This window comes from Pasteurella sp. P03HT (assembly GCF_054052285.1).
In genome coordinates this window covers 51664-69566 of record NZ_JBSIUM010000001.1, presented here as the reverse complement: position 1 = coordinate 69566, position 17903 = coordinate 51664, and the positions used below count along the sequence as shown (strand labels likewise).

Sequence of the window (17903 nt, the reverse complement as noted above, 5' to 3'; positions counted from 1 at the left end):
TCAACAAAAGTGCGGTCAAATTTTTCTGAATTTGGCAACAAAAAGGATAGCATGAGCAGGTTAGGCTTGTGCTATCCTAATTTGGTTTTTAGTGATTCTACTTTTATTTGACCGTGTATGATTTTCCTCTTGATATAAGAGGACAAGGGATTCAAAACTATAAATATAGAGAGTCTTCGATGTTTCAATTTATTTTAAAACGTCTTTTAATGGTTATTCCGACGTTTATTGCAATAACCTTAATTACTTTCGCTTTAGTGCATATGATACCCGGCGACCCGATTGAGATTCGGATGGGGGAACGTGGATTAACGCCTGAAGTACATGCTGAAATGATGCAAAAACTGGGTTTAGATAGACCTTTACCTGAACAGTATCTGACTTACGTGAAAGGGGTACTACAAGGTGATCTTGGCACATCATTTCGTAATAACGAACCTGTCTTGAAAGAATTCTTTACCTTATTCCCAGCCACTATTGAATTGGCTTTTTTTGCTTTATTGTGGTCGCTAATTTTAGGCATTTTCTTGGGCGTGATTGCGGCGGTAAAAAAAGAGTCGTGGATATCGCATACCGTGACGTCTTTGTCTTTAACAGGTTATTCGATGCCAATTTTCTGGTGGGGATTAATCTTAATTCTCTATGTTTCAACACCATTAAGTTTACCTGCATCAGGGCGTTTGCCTGCAGAGTATTGGATTGAAGCTGACACTGGTTTCATGTTAATTGATACGTGGAATTCAGATGAGCCTGGTGCATTTTTAGCAGCAATCAAATCGTTAATTTTACCTTCTATTGTGCTTGGTACCATTCCATTAGCGGTGATTACCCGTATGACCCGTTCTTCTATGTTAGAAGTACTTGGGGAAGATTACATTCGCACAGCAAAAGCAAAAGGATTAAACACGACGCGTATCGTCGTTGTTCATGCATTACGTAATGCCTTAATTCCAGTGGTAACTGTTGTGGGGTTGATCGTTGGACAATTATTGTCTGGGGCAGTGTTGACGGAAAATATTTTTTCTTGGCCAGGGATTGGTAAGTGGATTATTGATGCGATTAACTCTCGAGACTATCCTGTCTTACAAGGCTCAGTATTAATTATTGCCACGCTGATTATTTTAGTGAATTTAACTGTTGATTTAATTTATGGTGTCGTGAATCCACGTATTCGCCATACTTAATATTGCTTTCATTGGAGTGAAAAATGTCAAGTGTAACAACCGTCAGTTCACCTGCACCAAAAACACCTTTACAAGAATTTTGGTTTTATTTTAAACAAAATCATGGTGCGGTAATTGGGCTGACATTTATTGCGATTGTATTTGTTGTGTGTCTTTTTGCTGGAGTGATTGCTCCTTTTGATCCAATCGCCCAAGACCGCAGTGCGTTATTACTGCCTCCCGTCTGGGCTGAGGGTGGAAATAGCACGTATTTATTAGGAACGGATGATATTGGACGTGATATCTTATCTAGAATCATTTATGGCGCACGTTTATCCGTATTTATTGGTTTAACGATTGTTCTACTTTCTTGCTTTTTTGGGGTCATTTTAGGGCTCTTAGCGGGTTATTACGGTGGCATGATTGATACTATGATCATGCGATTAGTTGATATTATGTTGGCAATTCCAAGCCTGTTATTAACTATCGGTGTAGTCACTATTCTAGGTCCTTCTTTAACCAATGCGGCAATTGCAATCGCTGTGGTTTCTATTCCGAGTTACGTCCGCTTAACGCGAGCCTCTGTGCTGAGTGAAAAAAATCGTGATTATGTTGTTGCCTCACGAGTGGCGGGTGCAGGGGTTTTCCGTTTAATGTTTATTGTGATTTTGCCGAACTGCTTGGCGCCATTAATTGTGCAAATGACAATGGGGATTTCTAATGCCATTCTTGAGTTGGCAGCGTTAGGCTTCCTTGGCATTGGAGCACAGCCGCCGACACCTGAACTTGGAACGATGTTGGCAGAGTCTCGTGGCTTTATGCAAACAGCGCATTGGCTTGTCACGATTCCTGGTTTAGCGATTCTTTCCCTCGTACTCGCGTTTAACTTAATGGGCGATGGTTTACGAGATGCACTCGATCCAAAATTAAAACAATAAGGGGGAAAGCATGGCATTATTAAATGTAGAAAATTTATCTGTTCATTTTGGTGACGAGAATGCACCATTTAAAGCCGTAGATCGTGTAAGTTATACGGTCAATGAAGGCGAAGTACTTGGTATCGTGGGCGAATCTGGTTCAGGAAAATCAGTGAGTTCATTAGCGATTATGGGGCTTATTGACTATCCTGGACGTGTTTATGCAGAATCATTAGCATTTAATCAAAGTGATTTGCTGGCGTTAACGGCAAAACAAAAACAAAAAATTGTTGGTGCTGATGTGTCGATGATTTTCCAAGATGCAATGACCAGTTTGAACCCAAGTTATACTGTGGGGTATCAAATTATGGAAGCATTAAAAGTGCATCAAGGTGGTTCAAGAGCGTGGCGCCGTGAGCGAGCGATTGAATTATTGACCTTAGTTGGAATCCCTGATCCGACTTCTCGTTTGGATGTGTATCCACATCAGCTCTCTGGTGGGATGAGTCAGCGCGTGATGATTGCCATGGCGATTGCTTGCAACCCTAAATTGTTGATTGCAGATGAGCCAACAACAGCATTAGATGTGACGATTCAAGCACAAATTATTGATTTATTACTTGAATTGCAGCGCAAAGAAAACATGGCGCTTATTTTGATTACCCATGATTTAGCTTTAGTGGCAGAAGCCGCACATCGTATTATTGTAATGTATGCGGGACAAGTCGTTGAAGAAGGGAAAGCAGAAGCGATCTTTAAATCACCATTACATCCTTATACTCAAGCCTTACTGCAAGCATTACCTGAATTTGCAGAAGGAAAGTCGCGTTTACAGTCGTTACCAGGCGTCGTACCAGGCAAATATGACCGCCCTTCTGGTTGTCTACTGAACCCACGTTGTCCTTATGCAACTGAGTTATGTCGTCAACAAGAACCCGAAATACGTATTGTTAATGGTCATCGTGTGAAATGTCATACCCCACTCAATGCACAGGGGATTCCAAGCAGACAAGATGTTGCCGTGTGATAACAAGAATAAAGAGAACAATATGCAAGAAAATCAAGCAAATGCGCCACTTTTAGACGCGATTAATTTGAAAAAATACTATCCAGTTAAAAAAGGGTTATTTAGCCAGCCAAAATTAGTCAAAGCAGTTGATGGGGTATCTTTTACCTTAGAACGTGGAAAAACATTGGCTATTGTGGGAGAGTCAGGTTGTGGTAAATCAACATTAGGTCGTATGTTAACCATGATTGAAACTCCAACACGTGGTGAGTTGTTTTACAAAGGGCAAAACTTCTTAGTCCATGATTCTGCAACACAGAAATTGCGTCGCAAAAAAATCCAGATTGTGTTTCAAAATCCTTATGCGTCACTGAATCCTCGAAAAAAAATTGGTGCAATTTTAGAGGAACCACTGATTATTAATACGGACTTATCTGCACAAGAACGTAAACAGCAAGTGTTAGAGATGATGGCAAAGGTTGGCTTAAAGCCCGAGTTTTATGATCGTTATCCTCATATGTTCTCTGGTGGGCAACGTCAACGTATTGCGATTGCGCGTGGGCTAATGTTGCGCCCTGACATTGTGGTCGCAGATGAGCCTGTGTCGGCATTGGATGTTTCCGTTCGAGCACAAGTGTTGAACTTGATGATGGATTTACAAGAAGAAATGGGATTATCTTATGTGTTTATTTCCCATGATCTTTCTGTTGTAGAACATATTGCGGATGAAGTGATGGTAATGTATTTAGGACGTTGTGTTGAGCAAGGAGAGACAAAAACAATCTTTAATAATCCTCGTCATCCTTATACGCAAGCATTATTATCTGCAACACCAAGGCTGAATGCAGAGCATCGTCGAGAGCGCATCAAATTGACGGGTGAATTACCAAGTCCATTGAATCCGCCTAAAGGTTGTGCTTTCCATGCGCGTTGTCGTTTTGCTACAGGACAATGTAAAGTGGAAAAACCTGCGTTGAAAACTTATGAAGACGGAACTAAAATTGCTTGCTTTATGGTGGATTAATTTTCCTGAATCACACAAAAGGCGAACGTGATGTTCGCCTTTTTTATCTGTGAAATGCGTTGAAAACTGACCGCACTTTAAGACTGTTCTTTTTTAAAGAGTGAAAGAAGAAACAGCAAACTCGCTGCAATAACAACGGAAGGTCCCGCTGCAGTGTCATAAAATGCGGACAGGCATAATCCTCCACTAATGGCGATCATACTGACAAAAATAGCAATGATAACCATACTTTCTGGGGTTTTCGCAAAGCGGCGTGCTGTGGCGGAGGGGATAATGAGGAGCGATGTAATAATTAACGCACCAACAAATTTCATGCTTAATGCGATAGTTAACGCGGTGAGAAGCATTAAAATAAAACGCATTTTTTTGACATTGATCCCCTCGACCTGTGCCAACTCAGGACTGACGGTTGTAGAAAGTAACGGCTGCCAGAAATAAAGTAATGTACATAGCACAATAATGACACCTATGCCAATTATAATAAGATCATCGTAATGTAATGCTAATAAATCTCCAAACAAATAGGCCATCAAATCAACACGTACATTTTGTAATAATCCAACAGTGACCACCCCTAAAGACAAGCAACTGTGCGCAATGATACCGAGTAGTGTATCGATGGAGAATTGCGTTTTCCCTTCTAACCAAACCATTGCGATCGCTAAAATCAGGGTAAGTATGACGATGGATAAATATGGATTGATATCAAGGAAAATGCCCAGAGCTACGCCTAGTAGGGCAGAATGGGCAAGCGTATCACCAAAATAGGCCATTTTCCGCCATACAACGAAAGCGCCTAAAGGGGCGGTAATGCAAGAAAGAAGTAGGCCAGTGAGCCAAGCTGGAAAAAGAATATCAAACATGATTTATCTCATTATTTCAGGTGGGTACATTGCTGTGAAGCAAAGTCTGTTGTACAACACACATCACCATGCATATCGTGTTTATGGTTGTGCTTATGGGTGTAAAGCGCCACATTTTTTGCAAATTGATCGCCAAAAAAGTGAATAAATGTTGGATCATTTGAGACAATTTCTGGGGTGCCTGCACAACAAATATGCTGGTTGATACAAATGACTTGGTGGGTATCTGCCATCACAATATTTAGGTCATGGGATACCATTAGAATGGCGCAATTGAGTTTTTGTTGAGTCTGGTGAATCAATTGATAAAGTTCGACTTGACCATGAATATCAACGCCTTGAGTGGGCTCATCTAACACTAATAAATTTGGTTTGTTTAAAATAGCGCGGGCAAGTAAAACACGCTGCATTTCACCACCAGAGAGTTTTTGCATAGTATTTTGAGTTAAATGGCTGATAGATAATAACGTCAATGTCTCTTGTATTTCCTGTTTTTTAAGCCCTTTTTTCAGGGACAAGAAACGTTCAACTGTAATCGGTAGACTATGATCTAAATGGATCTTTTGCGGGACATAGCCAATACGAACCTGTTTACTGTAATGCACTTCACCAGACGTTGGGGGTAATAATTTCAGTAATACTTTTAGTAAAGTCGATTTTCCGCCGCCGTTAGGTCCAACAATCGTAATAATTGAATTAGGATAAATCGTTAAGTTAATATTTTGTAATGCCTTTTTCTGTTCAAAAATGACATGAATATTTTTTAGTTCAATTAGAGGTAATTTGATAGAATGAATTTGCATTATTTGCTAGACTTGACCGCTTAAAATTTTAGTAAAAATAGCTTATTTTTCTTGGTTTAACAAGTTTGCTGTATGAAAATAAGTGAAGCCTAGCCAAATTCCGTGTTTATGGGCTTTTTTTTAGATTTGTTCGAATTTTTTAGCATTTATTTGGTCATAATAAAACGAAGAGAGAATAATAGAAATAAAGGAATAGCGAGTGCGACATGTTAAGTTAGCAAGAGACAGACGAAGAAAAAAATTACAAATAAAAGTCATGCTTTTTGTTGCGGTCATTTTATTTGTTATATTCGGTGTTTGGTTAAAGAATCAAGAACAAACGACACCGACAGAACCCTCATCTGTTTCGATATCGCACTCTCAAGATTCTGTATTATCCTCGCAATCTGATACAGATTCCTCTACCGTTTTGGCTGAAACACACTCAGCTCAGGCGCCCTTAGCATCTGATTCTCAACCATTACCCTCAGGCACCAAAACGCATTTTGAATCCACAGAATCAAGAGTGTCTCAATCTGCCGCTCGCACCGATGAAGGGATTTCTGCCTCAAACCATTCTCGTTCTTCCTTTGATAAACAGATTGAATCATCTTCTATTGAATCATCCCTTATCCGAGAGCCACAAGATACAGTACAGGCACAAGATAAAACAAAATTAGAAGTCAATGCCTTGGATGCGACATCTTTTTATGATGATTTAGACGTTAAAGATGATGAAGTGGATGAAATCAAGTCTGATGTGATGGATGAGTTAGCTGAATTTCCAGAGTCCGCCCGTAATGTACTGAATGATTTATTTGATGTTATCGATCAAGCGATGAGAATCAAAAATCAATTTAGCCATATTGTTGTCAAAGGCGATACGTTAAAAGATATTCTTGAGTTGTCTGGGCTAGAAGCACAAGTCAGTGAGGGATTAATTCAAGATTATGCTGAATTGAAGAAGCTAAAGCCTGGTCAACAGTTTTACTGGATACTAGATAATCAAGGTGAATTAGAGTATTTGAATTGGCTTGTTTCTGAGCGAGAAGAGCGTATTTATGAGAGAACAGAAGACGGTAAATTTAAGCGTGATATTCTCAAAAAACAAAGTGTTTGGAAACAGGAAGTATTAAAAGATCAAATTGATGGTTCATTCAATACTACGCTGAGAACTTTGGGTTTAGAAGCAAGACAAATTAATCAATTAGTGAATGCATTACAATGGCAAATCAATTTAAAACGCCTTAGAAAAGGGGATAAATTTGCGCTGTTGGTCACTCGTGAATATATTGATAATAAACTGACAGGACAGGGCAATGTGGATGGTATCCATATTATCTCTGGTGGTAAAAGTTATTATGCTATTCAAGCAAATAATGGGCGCTATTATAATCGCCAAGGAGAAACATTAGGTAAAGGATTTGCTCGTTACCCATTACAACGCCAAGCACGTGTTTCATCACATTTTAATCCTTATCGACGTCATCCTGTAACTGGGCGAATTGCACCACATAAAGGGGTTGATTTTGCGATGCCGATTGGTACACCGATTATTGCTCCAGCGGAAGGCGTTGTCGAAAAAGTGGCTTATCAAGCCAATGGGGCAGGTCGGTATATTGTGATTCGTCATGGTCGAGAATACCAAACAGTGTATATGCACTTAAGTCGTCCGCTGGTAAGAGCGGGGCAGAGTGTAAAACGTGGCGAACGTATTGCACTATCTGGAAATACAGGACGTTCAACAGGGCCACATTTACATTATGAATTCCATATTAATGGACGGGCAGTGAACCCGCTTACTGTGAAATTACCAGGTACTAGTAGTGGAATGGGAACAGCTGAACGTAAGACTTTCTTGATACGTGCTAAAGAAGTTGAGCGCAAGTTGAAATTATAACATAAGAGTAAGTAACAAAGTGCGGTAAAAAAGAAAGAGGTTTAACCGCACTTGGACGAAGTGATAAAAAAGTGAGTATTACACTCACTTTTTTCTTTTTATCATTAGCTAAACATCGCTGAAATAGATTCTTCATTACTGATACGGCGAATTGCTTCAGCAAGCATGCCAGATAATGTTAAAACACGTACTTTATTTAAGGCTTTAATTTCAGGTGAAAGTGGGATTGTGTCAGTTACTACGACTTCATCTAATGAATCGCTCGCAAGATTTTTAGCCGCTGAACCAGAGAATACAGCGTGCGTTGCATAAGCAAAGACGCGTTTTGCACCACGTTCTTTTAATGCCTCTGCAGCTTTGCAAAGTGTACCACCTGTATCGATCATATCATCAACTAAAATACAATCACGACCTGCCACATCACCAATGATATGCATCACTTGAGCCACATTCGCACGAGGACGGCGTTTGTCAATGATCGCCATGTCAGTATCATTCAATAATTTGGCAATTGCACGAGCACGAACTACCCCGCCAATATCAGGTGATACAACAATTGGGTTTTCCATATCTGTTTTCTTCAACATGTCATGGACTAGCACAGGTGAACCAAATACGTTGTCAACAGGCACATCAAAGAAACCCTGAATTTGTTCGGCGTGTAAGTCACAGGTAAGAACACGGTCAACCCCTACGCTTGATAAGAAATCAGCAACAACTTTTGCAGTGATCGGAACACGAGCGGAGCGAACACGACGATCTTGACGAGCATAACCAAAATAAGGAATGACCGCTGTAATACGACCTGCCGATGCTCTGCGTAGAGCATCAACCATGACAATCAACTCCATTAGGTTATCATTTGTTGGTGCACAAGTAGATTGAATAATGAACACATCACTACCACGTACGTTTTCATTGATTTGAACTTGGATTTCTCCATCGCTAAAGCGACCGACTGTCGCATCGCCAAGCGAGAGATATAACCGTTCAGAAATTCGTTTTGCTAGTTCTGGTGTAGCATTACCAGTAAAGAGTTTTATGTCAGGCATTGTTAATTGAACCTCGAGGTTTAGATTGTAAAGAAATAAATAGTTGAGTTAATTCGTTATTACATTGAACTACTTTATTTGAGCAAGCATTTCATGCAAAGGTGAAATATTTAATCCTTGCGCAACAAAGCCAAAATACTGGTTTGGCATCGCTTGAAAGGCTATTTTAGCACTTTCTTCATCATTAAATTCAGCAAATACACAGGCACCGGTTCCTGTTAATCTAGACGGGGCATATTGTAACAACCTGTGGAGTATTTCTTCAACCTCTGGATAATGATTTATGACAACTTTTTCGCAATCGTTTTCATATTTTTGTGCCAATAATTGTTCTAGAGGCTTTTTCGGGGTATTGCGAGTCAAGTTTGGATCAGAAAACACTTTAGCCGTTGAGATAGAAACATCGGGTTTTAATACCACATACCATTTTTCAGGAGGAGCACAATAAGTAATTTTTTCGCCAACTCCTTCTGCAAAAGCAGCATGCCCATGGACAAAAATAGGGACATCCGCACCTAATGAAAGACCAATTTGTGCCAGTTGTGCCGTATTTAGTTGCGTATTCCAAAGGTAATTGAGGGCAACAAGTGCAGTTGCTGCATTTGATGAGCCGCCTCCGATCCCAGCTCCCATCGGCAGGATTTTATCAAGATGTAAGTTCGCGCCCAGTGAGCAGTCTGTTTTTTGTTGTAATAACTTGGCTGCACGGTAAACTAAATTCTCTTCTACTGCTAAGTTAGGAAGATCAGGTGTCAACTGAATTTCGCCATCTTCGCGGACTTCAATGCTTAACCAATCACCAAAATCAACAAACTGGAAGAGTGTTTGTAATTCATGATAACCATCTGGACGTCTGCTATTAATATAAAGAAATAAATTCAGTTTAGCAGGACAAGGAAAACGCAGTGGATGTGCTTGCTGTGTTAAACGTGTGCTGGAAAATTGATAATATTGCATTAATAGGTCCAATTATCGATACGGATTTTTAAAGTTTGACCTTCTGTCTTTAGCAAAATTTCTTTAGGTAAAGGCAGGTTTTGTTGATGGTAACTCAAATAATCGGCTGTCCAAGTGTTATGTTTGAGTGAATAATCAAAACTGGCGAGTAAATGGTTGGTCGCGACTTTATAATGGGTGTTTTCATCAGGTTGCCCTTTCATCCAGCGAGCAAACTGTGCCAGAGGGAAGTTCACTCCAATCATTTCTTTTAATAAATACTCCGCCTCTTCTGCCGCACGCTGATTCCCTTTATTATCATAAATTCGCATGACATTATTACGCATCTCGATAGTAAATGTCGTACGACTTACCGTTGATGACAGTACTAAACGGTAGTTTCCCTCATTTTGATATTGCCAATTGAAACGCGTTGAAAAACGCTCTTGAGTACTGATATAGCCGAGTTGACCTTGGTTACGGTATTGCTGGATTGTTTTGATTTTAGCAAGGTGTTGAAGCCAAGTAGGATCCGTGTTACTGATGTATTGCACATCAGTTGGGCGTGCTATATCGAGCGTACAAGCGGTGAGCAAGAGGCTAACGATAGCGATTGGAAGAAAGCAGTATTGTTTTTTCATAGTAGAAGAGAGTAACAAAATTGCGCTCATTTTACGAGCTTAATTGAGATTAGTAAAGTGTGCGAGTATTTCAGCACGCTTCTGTTTTATTGCTTGTGTACGGCGTCGATTGAGTTCGTCACGGATACCTTGTTTTTCAAACCCTTCTGCGAGCACGTCTTTGACATCAACATGTAATGCAGCCTGATACAGTTGCCATAAAAAATCGCGTTGTGGATAGGCAATATGTTCAAATCCCGTTCTTCCTCGGCTGTCTGCGACACAAACGAGTAGAAGTTCCTCAAAACGTTGTGGTTTACGCCAAACATCAAGAGTATTAAACAATTTCATAATTGTTTCAGGACGTAATTCAAGGGCTTTATGTACATGTGAATGATATTCACAACAACGTTCGGCGAACTCTTGAATAGGGGTTGGTAATTTTAGACGTCGACATAAATCGCGAGTCGGTTTGAGTCCTTTTTGTTCGTGTCCATAATGATGTGGCAAGATTTCTTTGGGAGTTAATGCTTTACCAAGGTCATGACAAATGGCTGCAAAACGTACCGCACTTTTCGCATAATGTGTCTGTTCAGTGAGAAGTACAGTTTGTTGTAGCACTAACATCGTGTGAACAAAAGAATCAATTTCGGGGTGATATGTCGCTGGATTCGGTACCCCAGATAAAGCCGCCAATTCAGGAAATAAAACCTGTAAAGCTCCAATATGATGAAGTGTTTCAAAATAGATTTCAGGATTTTTTTCTAATAAGGCTTTTTCTGTTTCTATCCAAACGCGTTCTGGTGTTAACTGTGCCAGTTCACCTTGTTCGGTAAGCTGTTGCATCAGGGTAAGTGTTTCGGGAGCAATATGAAATCCGAGAGCGTGATAGCGGGCGGCGAATCGTGCCACTCGTAAGACGCGTAGAGGATCTTCTGCAAATGCAGGAGAAATATGACGCAGAATGCGATGTTTCAAATCTGAAATGCCGCCATAGAAGTCATATATTTTGCCTGTTTCATCTTGAGCAAGTGCATTAATTGTTAAATCACGGCGGATTAAATCTTGTTCCAAGGAGATTGTGGGGGAGAAGTCACAGATAAAGCCAGTATACCCTGAGCCTGATTTCCGCTCTGTTCTGGCGAGAGCATATTCTTCTTTTGTTTGGGGATGAAGAAAAACAGGAAAGTCTTTACCTACTTGTTGATAGCCTTTAGCACGTAATGATTCTGGTGTTGCTCCAACCACAACCCAGTCGCGATCTTTGACTGGAAGATGAAGGAGCTGATCACGCACAGCTCCTCCGACTAAATAAATTTGGATGTTATCAGATTGCATAAGAATGTGTTTTATGCCCAACCATTATTACGACGGCGTTTCGGTAAAATAAGAGGAATGATTAAGCCAATGAGTAAACCAACACCTAACACTGAGCCCCCATAAATAAACCATTGAATTGCAATTTCACGTTTCCCTGCATCAAGCATAGCCTCAAGGTCGCGATTTTTATTTTTCGTCATTTCTAATTCACGTTTTAATTGTGAATTTTGTTCTAATAATTGACTACTTTGTTGTTCCGCTTGATTTGCCCTACGCTGTATTTCGCTCGTGCGTTGTTGCCAATCACTATCTAAACGATTTAACTTCATCGTGAGTTCTTGGATTTGCATTTTTAGTTTTGGGTTTTCTTCGCGACTACTTGGTGTTGAGGTTAACTCACTGGTTAAAATCCAAGCATCACGGTTTTTGTTATCACGGATTAAAGTATATTTCTCTTTTTGATCTAATACGGTAACGAGTTCACCAGCACGAATAGCACCAGCAATTTTATATTGTTCGCCTGCACCTTTGCGCAAGAACGTACTTAAATTTTCAGTCACGTACTTTGTTTCAGCGTGTACTGTTTGGATAGATATGCCGAAGAAAAGGCAAGAAAGTAGAATGTTAGCGATTTTCTGCATAAAAAAATAGTATCCTATGAAATCAAAAATATAAAAAAGTGCGGTGAGAATTACACCGCACTTTAAGCAAAAAGATTAGTGGAAAATCAGGCTTAACACATAATAAATGATAATCGAGAAAAATGCACCTGCAGGTAAGGTGACAATCCACGATGCAATAATGTTACGGATGACATTTAAGTTTAATGCGGCAATACCTCGAGCAAACCCAACGCCTAACACGGCACCGACTAAGGTTTGTGTCGTCGAAATCGGTAGACCTGTGCCTGAAGCAAGTACAACCGTAATAGCAGTTGCAAATTGTGCAGCAAATCCACGGCTAGGGGTTAAATCTGTAATACCCGTACCAATCGTTGCCATCACTTTGTAGCCCATGACAATAAGACCAACTACAATTCCCGCCGCACCTAGAGGTAAGATCCACCAAGCAAGTTGTGTTTTGGGTAGAATTTGACCGCCGTGTTCAACAATAGAGACGACAGCAGATAGCGGTCCAATGGCATTGGCAACGTCGTTTGAACCATGAGCAAATGCCATTGCACAAGCGGTTAATAACATTAAGATACTAAATACTTTTTCTACCGCACCGAAGGTACCTTTTTGAACTTTTTGGATGAAATTCGGGCTTCTAAAATAGAAATGACAGATAACAATCGAAATAATGCCAATGACTAAAGAGATTAAAAAGACTTCAAAACCATTTAAGTGTAACCCAATGTGTTTTAAGCCCTTTGTTAGCGTTACGATACAGAGAATGAATGCCGTGATCCCCATATAGTAAGGACCATATTTTTGTGCATTTTTAAGGGGTTCATCAGTATCAAAAATCAATTTCTGCGTGCTTGCAAAAATGCCGTAAGCAACAATTCCCGCAATGACAGGCGTAATAAACCAGCTGCCAACGATATTTTTGATGGTTCCCCATTCTACTGCTTCTTTACCCACTGTCACGCAAGCAAACCCAACAACGGCTCCAACAATTGAGTGAGTGGTTGAGACAGGCCATCCCATGCGTGAAGCAATAAGAAGCCATATACCAGAGGCAAATAATGCTGCCATCATACCTAACACAAGTACATCTGGCGTTGCGGCAAATTGCATTGGGTCGATAATACCGCTTTTGATCGTTTCTGTGACTTCTCCACCCGCTAAATATGCACCAGCAGATTCAAAAATCATTGCAATAATAATGGCTTGCTTGGCAGTGATGGTACCCGAACCAACGGAGGTTCCCATTGCATTAGAAACATCATTGGCACCAATACCAAATGCCATGAAGAAACCGAAAACGGCAGTAATGAAAACGAGTACGGTACCATATTGATTAAGTAGTTCCATTTTTGTTCTTCCTATAAAACCAATGGGTTATGAACGAGCTAACATTAACTCTATCCGTGAGCCTACACGCTGTGCTTGATCAGCTAAAACACCCACCCATTCGAGTGTTTTGTATAAAAACATGACATCAATCGGGTTATAGCGTGATTCAATACCAAGCAGCATTTTTCTTAGCTGGATCTGCATTTGATCTGTGTCATCTTCAATCGCATCTAGCTCATTGATCATACGATTGACCAAATCGAGCTCACGACCTTTGAAACCTGTTTCAAGTAGTTGTTCCATTTCATCAATAACGCGATGTGCTTGGATAATTGCATCTAAACTGCGTTTTAAATATTTTTCAAACTCAGGTTGCATCTCTTCTGGGATCGCAAAGTGACGACCAATCATCCGACCCGAAATGTCTTTCGCAAAGTTAGCTAATTTATCTTGTTGGGTGACGAGCTCTAATAAGTCCGTACGATCAATCGGCATGAATAACCCACGAGGTAATTTCAAACGAATTTCTCGTTTTAATGTGTCAGCTTGACGCTCACACTCCGAAATTTTGGCGCGTAATTCTTCTGCTTTATCCCATTCTGAACGGAAAGTGTGTTCAAAGAATGGAATCAGCAAATTACAACATTCAGTCACTTTTTCTGAATGCTTTTGTAATGGTTTGAGTGGCGAATGTGCAAATAATCCAAGGATATTATTGATTGCCATAGGAGACTCCCCGATAGAGATTGATGTAATTTTCAGGCGAATATTACCCTATGTGAGTTAAAAATTCACGATTTTAATCGAAAAAGTTCAGCATTTATTAGATAATGCAAAAAGTAGGGTACTGTTCTCTTTCTGATATTTTTTCTAATTATTTGAAACAAAAGGAATTTTATCATGCCTAATGAAGTGGAGTTAAAGTTATCTGTTGAACCTCAGTTTATAGACTTTTTACACCAAGAAATCACACATTTTCGTGTTTTACATACCGATACACAATTTTTAGGAAATTGTTATTACGATACGCGTGATCGTACGTTGGCAAAACAAAAAATGGGCTTACGCGTACGCCAGCAGAATGAACGCTATACTTTGACATTAAAAACAGATGGTGAAGTAAAAGGTGGGTTGCATATTCGTCCTGAATATAATGTAGATTTGCCTAATTCGCAGCCTAATGTAGCATTGTTGGCTGAACAGTGTGGTCTCAATTTGGATCATTTGACACAACTGACGTTGCAGCCTGTTTTTAGTACGGATTTTGAGCGGCAATTGTGGTTAGTTGAATGTGGCAATGGTACATTGATTGAAATTGCATTTGATTTAGGCAGTATTATTGCTGGTGACAAACGTGCACCAATTTGTGAAGTTGAATTTGAACTGAAATCAGGTAAAACGCATGATCTTTTACGTTTTGTCAGCACTTTTACATTAGAAAATGGGGTACGTTTGGGATCAGCATCAAAAGCTCGGCGTGGTTACCTATTAGCAAGTGAACAACCGCTTGTGCCAAGTGATTGGTTGGAAAAGTGGCGTGATTTTTTACAGTTTGCCCAACATGAGACGGATGCGTTACAGAAATTAGATGCCCTATTTCAATTAGAACAAGCATTAATCGAAGAAACTTTTCTTGTTGAGACGGAATATTTTGCAACAGACTTTTTACGTACTGTGGCACAAATTGGGGCATTCTTTAATCTCTATCATTATTATCAAGATAACGGAAAGTTACTGGAAGCATGTGTAAATCAAGCTTCATCTCAATACGTGCGACATGATAATACGCAAGTATTGGCAGATTTACTGGAGAGTAATCAGCAGCTATTTGCACAAATTCGTGACATTATCCGTTTACATAGTGAAACAAAAGACAATGTGCTGGCGTTACAACGATTAAAACAAGTATTACAAACGGGACAGTACGTAAAACGGATGATTCAATTAATTTCATTAACAGTGAGTGAACTATAATGGCAAAGGCAGTAAAAACCGCTTATGTTTGTCATGATTGTGGCGCGGAGTTTTCACGTTGGCAGGGACAATGTGCTGCATGTAAAGCGTGGAATACGATCAGTGAAGTGCGTTTAGTTTCAAGCGCAACAACCGCAAAAGGTGATCGCTTCAGTGGTTATGCAGGCGAAACGCGCGCCAAAATTCAAACATTATCTGATATTTCTTTGCAAGAAACCCCGCGCTTTTCCAGTGGGTTTAATGAGTTAGACCGAGTGCTAGGCGGTGGCGTGGTACCAGGAAGTGCGATTTTAATCGGGGGGCATCCTGGCGCAGGTAAAAGTACTTTATTGTTGCAAGTCATGTGTGGTCTTGCACAACATATGACCGCACTTTATGTGACGGGGGAAGAGTCCCTACAACAAGTTGCTATGCGAGCCAACCGCTTGGGGTTGCCCGCAGATAAGTTACATATGTTATCTGAAACTGCGGTAGAACAAATTTGTTCTTTAGCCGATCAATTAAAGCCCCAGATTATTGTCATCGATTCCATTCAAGTCATGCACTTAGCAGATATTCAGTCTTCGCCTGGTAGTGTAGCCCAAGTTCGTGAATGTGCTTCTTTTTTAACGCGTTATGCCAAAACAAGACAAGTTGCTATTGTGATGGTTGGTCATGTGACTAAGGATGGTACATTAGCTGGACCGAAAGTATTAGAACATGTGATTGACTGTTCTTTATTACTTGAAGGGGAAGCTGATTCACGCTACCGCACTTTGCGTAGTCATAAAAATCGCTTTGGTGCAGTGAATGAATTAGGGGTTTTCGCGATGACGGAGCAAGGCTTGCGTGAAGTCAAAAACCCATCAGCGATTTTTTTAAGCCGTGGCGAAGAACAAACATCAGGCAGTTCGGTGATGGTCATTTGGGAAGGTACACGCCCATTATTGGTAGAAATTCAAGCGTTAGTTGACCACTCCCTGTTAGCGAATCCCCGCCGTGTTGCTGTCGGGCTCGACCAAAACCGTTTGGCACTTTTATTGGCTGTGTTACATCGACATGGTGGTTTACAAATGGCGGATCAAGATGTGTTTGTCAATGTCGTCGGGGGGGTAAAAGTGAGCGAAACCAGTGCGGATTTAGCGTTGTTATTGGCATTAATTTCGAGTTTCCGTAATCGTCCATTGCCACAAGATCTTGTTGTTTTTGGAGAAGTGGGGTTAGCGGGCGAAATTCGTCCTGTACCAAGTGGGCAAGAGCGAATTAGCGAAGCAGCTAAACATGGATTCAAACGTGCCATTGTGCCATTCGCGAATCGGCCTAAACAAGCGTTACCTAATATGCACGTGTTTACCGTGAAAAAATTAGCAGATGCGTTATCCCTTTTAGATACTTTTTAAGTATCGCTTACGTGGCGGTTACATACAGCCGCCACAGCTGCCACAACGCCAATCTTCTTGATTGACAGCTTGATAGAACTGGCGAAATAAGGATTCTTCGAGTGGAATATTGGCATTGATAAAGACGTTAGAAAGCCAATCAATATTTGCCAGAATCCAATCATCTTCCTCTAAACCTTCTAAATAAAGCGTATCGTCTGGATCAATAAAATTATAAATTCCTCGTGTTCCCATGTCTTTTTCAGCACGCTCTGTTGGCAGTACAATTAATTTATCGAAATAGTGAATTTCCCAGTGTCCTAAACATAGCGTATTACCTTTGGCTGTCCAATTCGCACGAAAGGGGTTCGTCGCATGCATTGTGTGCTCCTGTAATTTGATATGTGGATAGTGTAGAAGGTTTAAAGATGGAAAGCGATATAGAAAGTAGGAAAGCATCATTTAAGGCAAAGAAAACAAATTAAATTTTGAAAAATGGTGTAAAATTAGTTAATCTCACTGGCATAGGTAGCGTTTGACGGCTTAGGACTTAGGAAAATTCATGAAAGCACTTGATAATATTGATATAAACATTTTGAATGAACTACAACGTAATGGAAAAATCTCAAATATTGAGTTATCCAAAAAAGTGGGGTTATCGCCAACACCTTGCTTAGAACGGGTGAAACGTCTTGAGAAGCAAGGCATTATCATGGGTTATCGTGCGTTATTAAATCCTGAGCTATTGGATTCGCCACTTTTAGTGATTGTAGAAATTACGTTAATTCGTGGTAAACCAGATGTGTTTGAAGAATTTAATGCCGCCGTTCAACAGCTCGATGAAATTCAAGAATGCCATTTAGTTTCAGGTGATTTCGATTATTTACTGAAAACGCGTGTAGCCGATATGGCAGCCTATCGTAAGTTACTTGGGACAACGTTGTTACGTTTGCCTGGTGTGAATGACACTCGCACTTACGTTGTGATGGAAGAAGTTAAACAAACGAATTTTTTGCAATTGAAGTAA

18 protein-coding genes are annotated in these 17903 nt (G+C 40.2%); 8 read left to right on the top strand and 10 right to left on the bottom strand.

Translation table 11 applies throughout. From position 1 onward, the window contains the following. Positions 1 to 179 precede the first annotated feature (179 nt). The 4 genes from ACWIT3_RS00300 to ACWIT3_RS00285 are packed head-to-tail and all read left to right on the top strand — an operon-like array spanning position 180 to position 4110. Complete coding sequence (locus ACWIT3_RS00300; RefSeq protein ID WP_457160867.1) at positions 180 to 1184, top strand: ABC transporter permease subunit; 1005 nt, start codon at positions 180 to 182, stop codon at positions 1182 to 1184. A 23-nt stretch (positions 1185 to 1207) separates the two neighbouring features. After that, positions 1208 to 2101 (top strand): ABC transporter permease subunit, encoded by an 894-nt coding sequence (locus ACWIT3_RS00295; RefSeq protein ID WP_457160866.1) that lies wholly within the window; start codon positions 1208 to 1210, stop codon positions 2099 to 2101. 10 nt (positions 2102 to 2111) lie between these two features. After that, entirely contained in the window at positions 2112 to 3107 is a 996-nt protein-coding gene (gene dppD / locus ACWIT3_RS00290) for a dipeptide ABC transporter ATP-binding protein (RefSeq protein ID WP_457160865.1), read from the top strand. Positions 3108 to 3129: 22 nt separating this feature from the next. Then, positions 3130 to 4110, top strand: coding sequence for a peptide ABC transporter ATP-binding protein (locus tag ACWIT3_RS00285; RefSeq protein ID WP_457160864.1), 981 nt, complete (start codon positions 3130 to 3132; stop codon positions 4108 to 4110). A gap of 77 nt (positions 4111 to 4187) precedes the next feature. Here the strand turns inward: ACWIT3_RS00285 and znuB are convergent, their stop codons facing one another. Together znuB and znuC are read right to left on the bottom strand one after the other, a co-directional pair. Further along, positions 4188 to 4973 (bottom strand): zinc ABC transporter permease subunit ZnuB, encoded by a 786-nt coding sequence (gene znuB, locus ACWIT3_RS00280; protein WP_457160863.1) that lies wholly within the window; start codon positions 4971 to 4973, stop codon positions 4188 to 4190. Positions 4974 to 4984: 11 nt separating this feature from the next. After that, a complete protein-coding gene (znuC, locus tag ACWIT3_RS00275) occupies positions 4985 to 5776 on the bottom strand; it encodes a zinc ABC transporter ATP-binding protein ZnuC (protein ID WP_457160862.1) in 792 nt (263 codons plus the stop codon). 199 nt (positions 5777 to 5975) lie between these two features. Here znuC and mepM point away from each other — a divergent pair, with 199 nt between their 5' ends. After that, entirely contained in the window at positions 5976 to 7655 is a 1680-nt protein-coding gene (gene mepM, locus ACWIT3_RS00270) for a murein DD-endopeptidase MepM (RefSeq protein WP_457160861.1), read from the top strand. Positions 7656 to 7759: 104 nt separating this feature from the next. Here mepM and ACWIT3_RS00265 read toward each other — a convergent pair whose 3' ends face one another. The 7 genes from ACWIT3_RS00265 to ACWIT3_RS00235 all read right to left on the bottom strand — a co-directional run bounded on the left by ACWIT3_RS00265 (position 7760) and on the right by ACWIT3_RS00235 (position 14270). Beyond that, entirely contained in the window at positions 7760 to 8707 is a 948-nt protein-coding gene (locus tag ACWIT3_RS00265; RefSeq protein ID WP_457160860.1) for a ribose-phosphate pyrophosphokinase, read from the bottom strand. Positions 8708 to 8776: 69 nt separating this feature from the next. After that, a complete protein-coding gene (gene ispE, locus ACWIT3_RS00260; protein WP_457160859.1) occupies positions 8777 to 9664 on the bottom strand; it encodes a 4-(cytidine 5'-diphospho)-2-C-methyl-D-erythritol kinase in 888 nt (295 codons plus the stop codon). Continuing rightward, complete coding sequence (lolB, locus tag ACWIT3_RS00255; RefSeq protein ID WP_457161186.1) at positions 9664 to 10284, bottom strand: lipoprotein insertase outer membrane protein LolB; 621 nt, start codon at positions 10282 to 10284, stop codon at positions 9664 to 9666. Before lolB ends, ispE begins: the two co-directional genes overlap by 1 nt. A 39-nt stretch (positions 10285 to 10323) precedes the next feature. Beyond that, complete coding sequence (locus ACWIT3_RS00250; RefSeq protein WP_457160858.1) at positions 10324 to 11601, bottom strand: multifunctional CCA addition/repair protein; 1278 nt, start codon at positions 11599 to 11601, stop codon at positions 10324 to 10326. An 11-nt stretch (positions 11602 to 11612) separates the two neighbouring features. Continuing rightward, a complete protein-coding gene (locus tag ACWIT3_RS00245; RefSeq protein ID WP_457160857.1) occupies positions 11613 to 12224 on the bottom strand; it encodes a TIGR04211 family SH3 domain-containing protein in 612 nt (203 codons plus the stop codon). A gap of 75 nt (positions 12225 to 12299) precedes the next feature. Next, a complete protein-coding gene (locus ACWIT3_RS00240) occupies positions 12300 to 13562 on the bottom strand; it encodes an inorganic phosphate transporter (protein ID WP_046339329.1) in 1263 nt (420 codons plus the stop codon). 27 nt (positions 13563 to 13589) lie between these two features. Continuing rightward, positions 13590 to 14270, bottom strand: a complete 681-nt coding sequence (locus ACWIT3_RS00235; RefSeq protein WP_457160856.1) for a TIGR00153 family protein — start codon at positions 14268 to 14270, stop codon at positions 13590 to 13592. Positions 14271 to 14444: 174 nt separating this feature from the next. On the opposite strand from ACWIT3_RS00235, the gene ACWIT3_RS00230 reads away from it, so the two are divergent. Further along, a complete protein-coding gene (locus ACWIT3_RS00230) occupies positions 14445 to 15518 on the top strand; it encodes a CYTH domain-containing protein (protein WP_457160855.1) in 1074 nt (357 codons plus the stop codon). Further along, entirely contained in the window at positions 15518 to 16897 is a 1380-nt protein-coding gene (gene radA / locus ACWIT3_RS00225) for a DNA repair protein RadA (protein WP_457160854.1), read from the top strand. The genes ACWIT3_RS00230 and radA overlap by 1 nt, the downstream gene beginning before the upstream one ends. Before the next feature lie 18 nt (positions 16898 to 16915). Here radA and ACWIT3_RS00220 read toward each other — a convergent pair whose 3' ends face one another. Next, a complete protein-coding gene (locus ACWIT3_RS00220) occupies positions 16916 to 17257 on the bottom strand; it encodes a hypothetical protein (RefSeq protein WP_457160853.1) in 342 nt (113 codons plus the stop codon). A gap of 181 nt (positions 17258 to 17438) precedes the next feature. Here ACWIT3_RS00220 and lrp point away from each other — a divergent pair, with 181 nt between their 5' ends. Further along, the gene (gene lrp / locus ACWIT3_RS00215; protein ID WP_046339324.1) at positions 17439 to 17903 is read left to right on the top strand and encodes a leucine-responsive transcriptional regulator Lrp; all 465 of its coding nucleotides are present in this window, start codon (positions 17439 to 17441) and stop codon (positions 17901 to 17903) included.

Bases quoted from the DNA above. Each gene is read 5' to 3' on its own strand.
- ACWIT3_RS00300 (WP_457160867.1), top strand. From the start codon at position 180: ATGTTTCAATTTATTTTAAAACGTCTTTTAATGGTTATTCCGACGTTT.
- ACWIT3_RS00295 (WP_457160866.1), top strand. From the start codon at position 1,208: ATGTCAAGTGTAACAACCGTCAGTTCACCTGCACCAAAAACACCTTTA.
- dppD (WP_457160865.1), top strand. From the start codon at position 2,112: ATGGCATTATTAAATGTAGAAAATTTATCTGTTCATTTTGGTGACGAG.
- ACWIT3_RS00285 (WP_457160864.1), top strand. From the start codon at position 3,130: ATGCAAGAAAATCAAGCAAATGCGCCACTTTTAGACGCGATTAATTTG.
- znuB (WP_457160863.1), bottom strand. From the start codon at position 4,973: ATGTTTGATATTCTTTTTCCAGCTTGGCTCACTGGCCTACTTCTTTCT.
- znuC (WP_457160862.1), bottom strand. From the start codon at position 5,776: ATGCAAATTCATTCTATCAAATTACCTCTAATTGAACTAAAAAATATT.
- ACWIT3_RS00265 (WP_457160860.1), bottom strand. From the start codon at position 8,707: ATGCCTGACATAAAACTCTTTACTGGTAATGCTACACCAGAACTAGCA.
- ispE (WP_457160859.1), bottom strand. From the start codon at position 9,664: ATGCAATATTATCAATTTTCCAGCACACGTTTAACACAGCAAGCACAT.
- lolB (WP_457161186.1), bottom strand. From the start codon at position 10,284: ATGAAAAAACAATACTGCTTTCTTCCAATCGCTATCGTTAGCCTCTTG.
- ACWIT3_RS00250 (WP_457160858.1), bottom strand. From the start codon at position 11,601: ATGCAATCTGATAACATCCAAATTTATTTAGTCGGAGGAGCTGTGCGT.
- ACWIT3_RS00245 (WP_457160857.1), bottom strand. From the start codon at position 12,224: ATGCAGAAAATCGCTAACATTCTACTTTCTTGCCTTTTCTTCGGCATA.
- ACWIT3_RS00240 (WP_046339329.1), bottom strand. From the start codon at position 13,562: ATGGAACTACTTAATCAATATGGTACCGTACTCGTTTTCATTACTGCC.
- ACWIT3_RS00235 (WP_457160856.1), bottom strand. From the start codon at position 14,270: ATGGCAATCAATAATATCCTTGGATTATTTGCACATTCGCCACTCAAA.
- ACWIT3_RS00230 (WP_457160855.1), top strand. From the start codon at position 14,445: ATGCCTAATGAAGTGGAGTTAAAGTTATCTGTTGAACCTCAGTTTATA.
- radA (WP_457160854.1), top strand. From the start codon at position 15,518: ATGGCAAAGGCAGTAAAAACCGCTTATGTTTGTCATGATTGTGGCGCG.
- ACWIT3_RS00220 (WP_457160853.1), bottom strand. From the start codon at position 17,257: ATGCATGCGACGAACCCCTTTCGTGCGAATTGGACAGCCAAAGGTAAT.
- lrp (WP_046339324.1), top strand. From the start codon at position 17,439: ATGAAAGCACTTGATAATATTGATATAAACATTTTGAATGAACTACAA.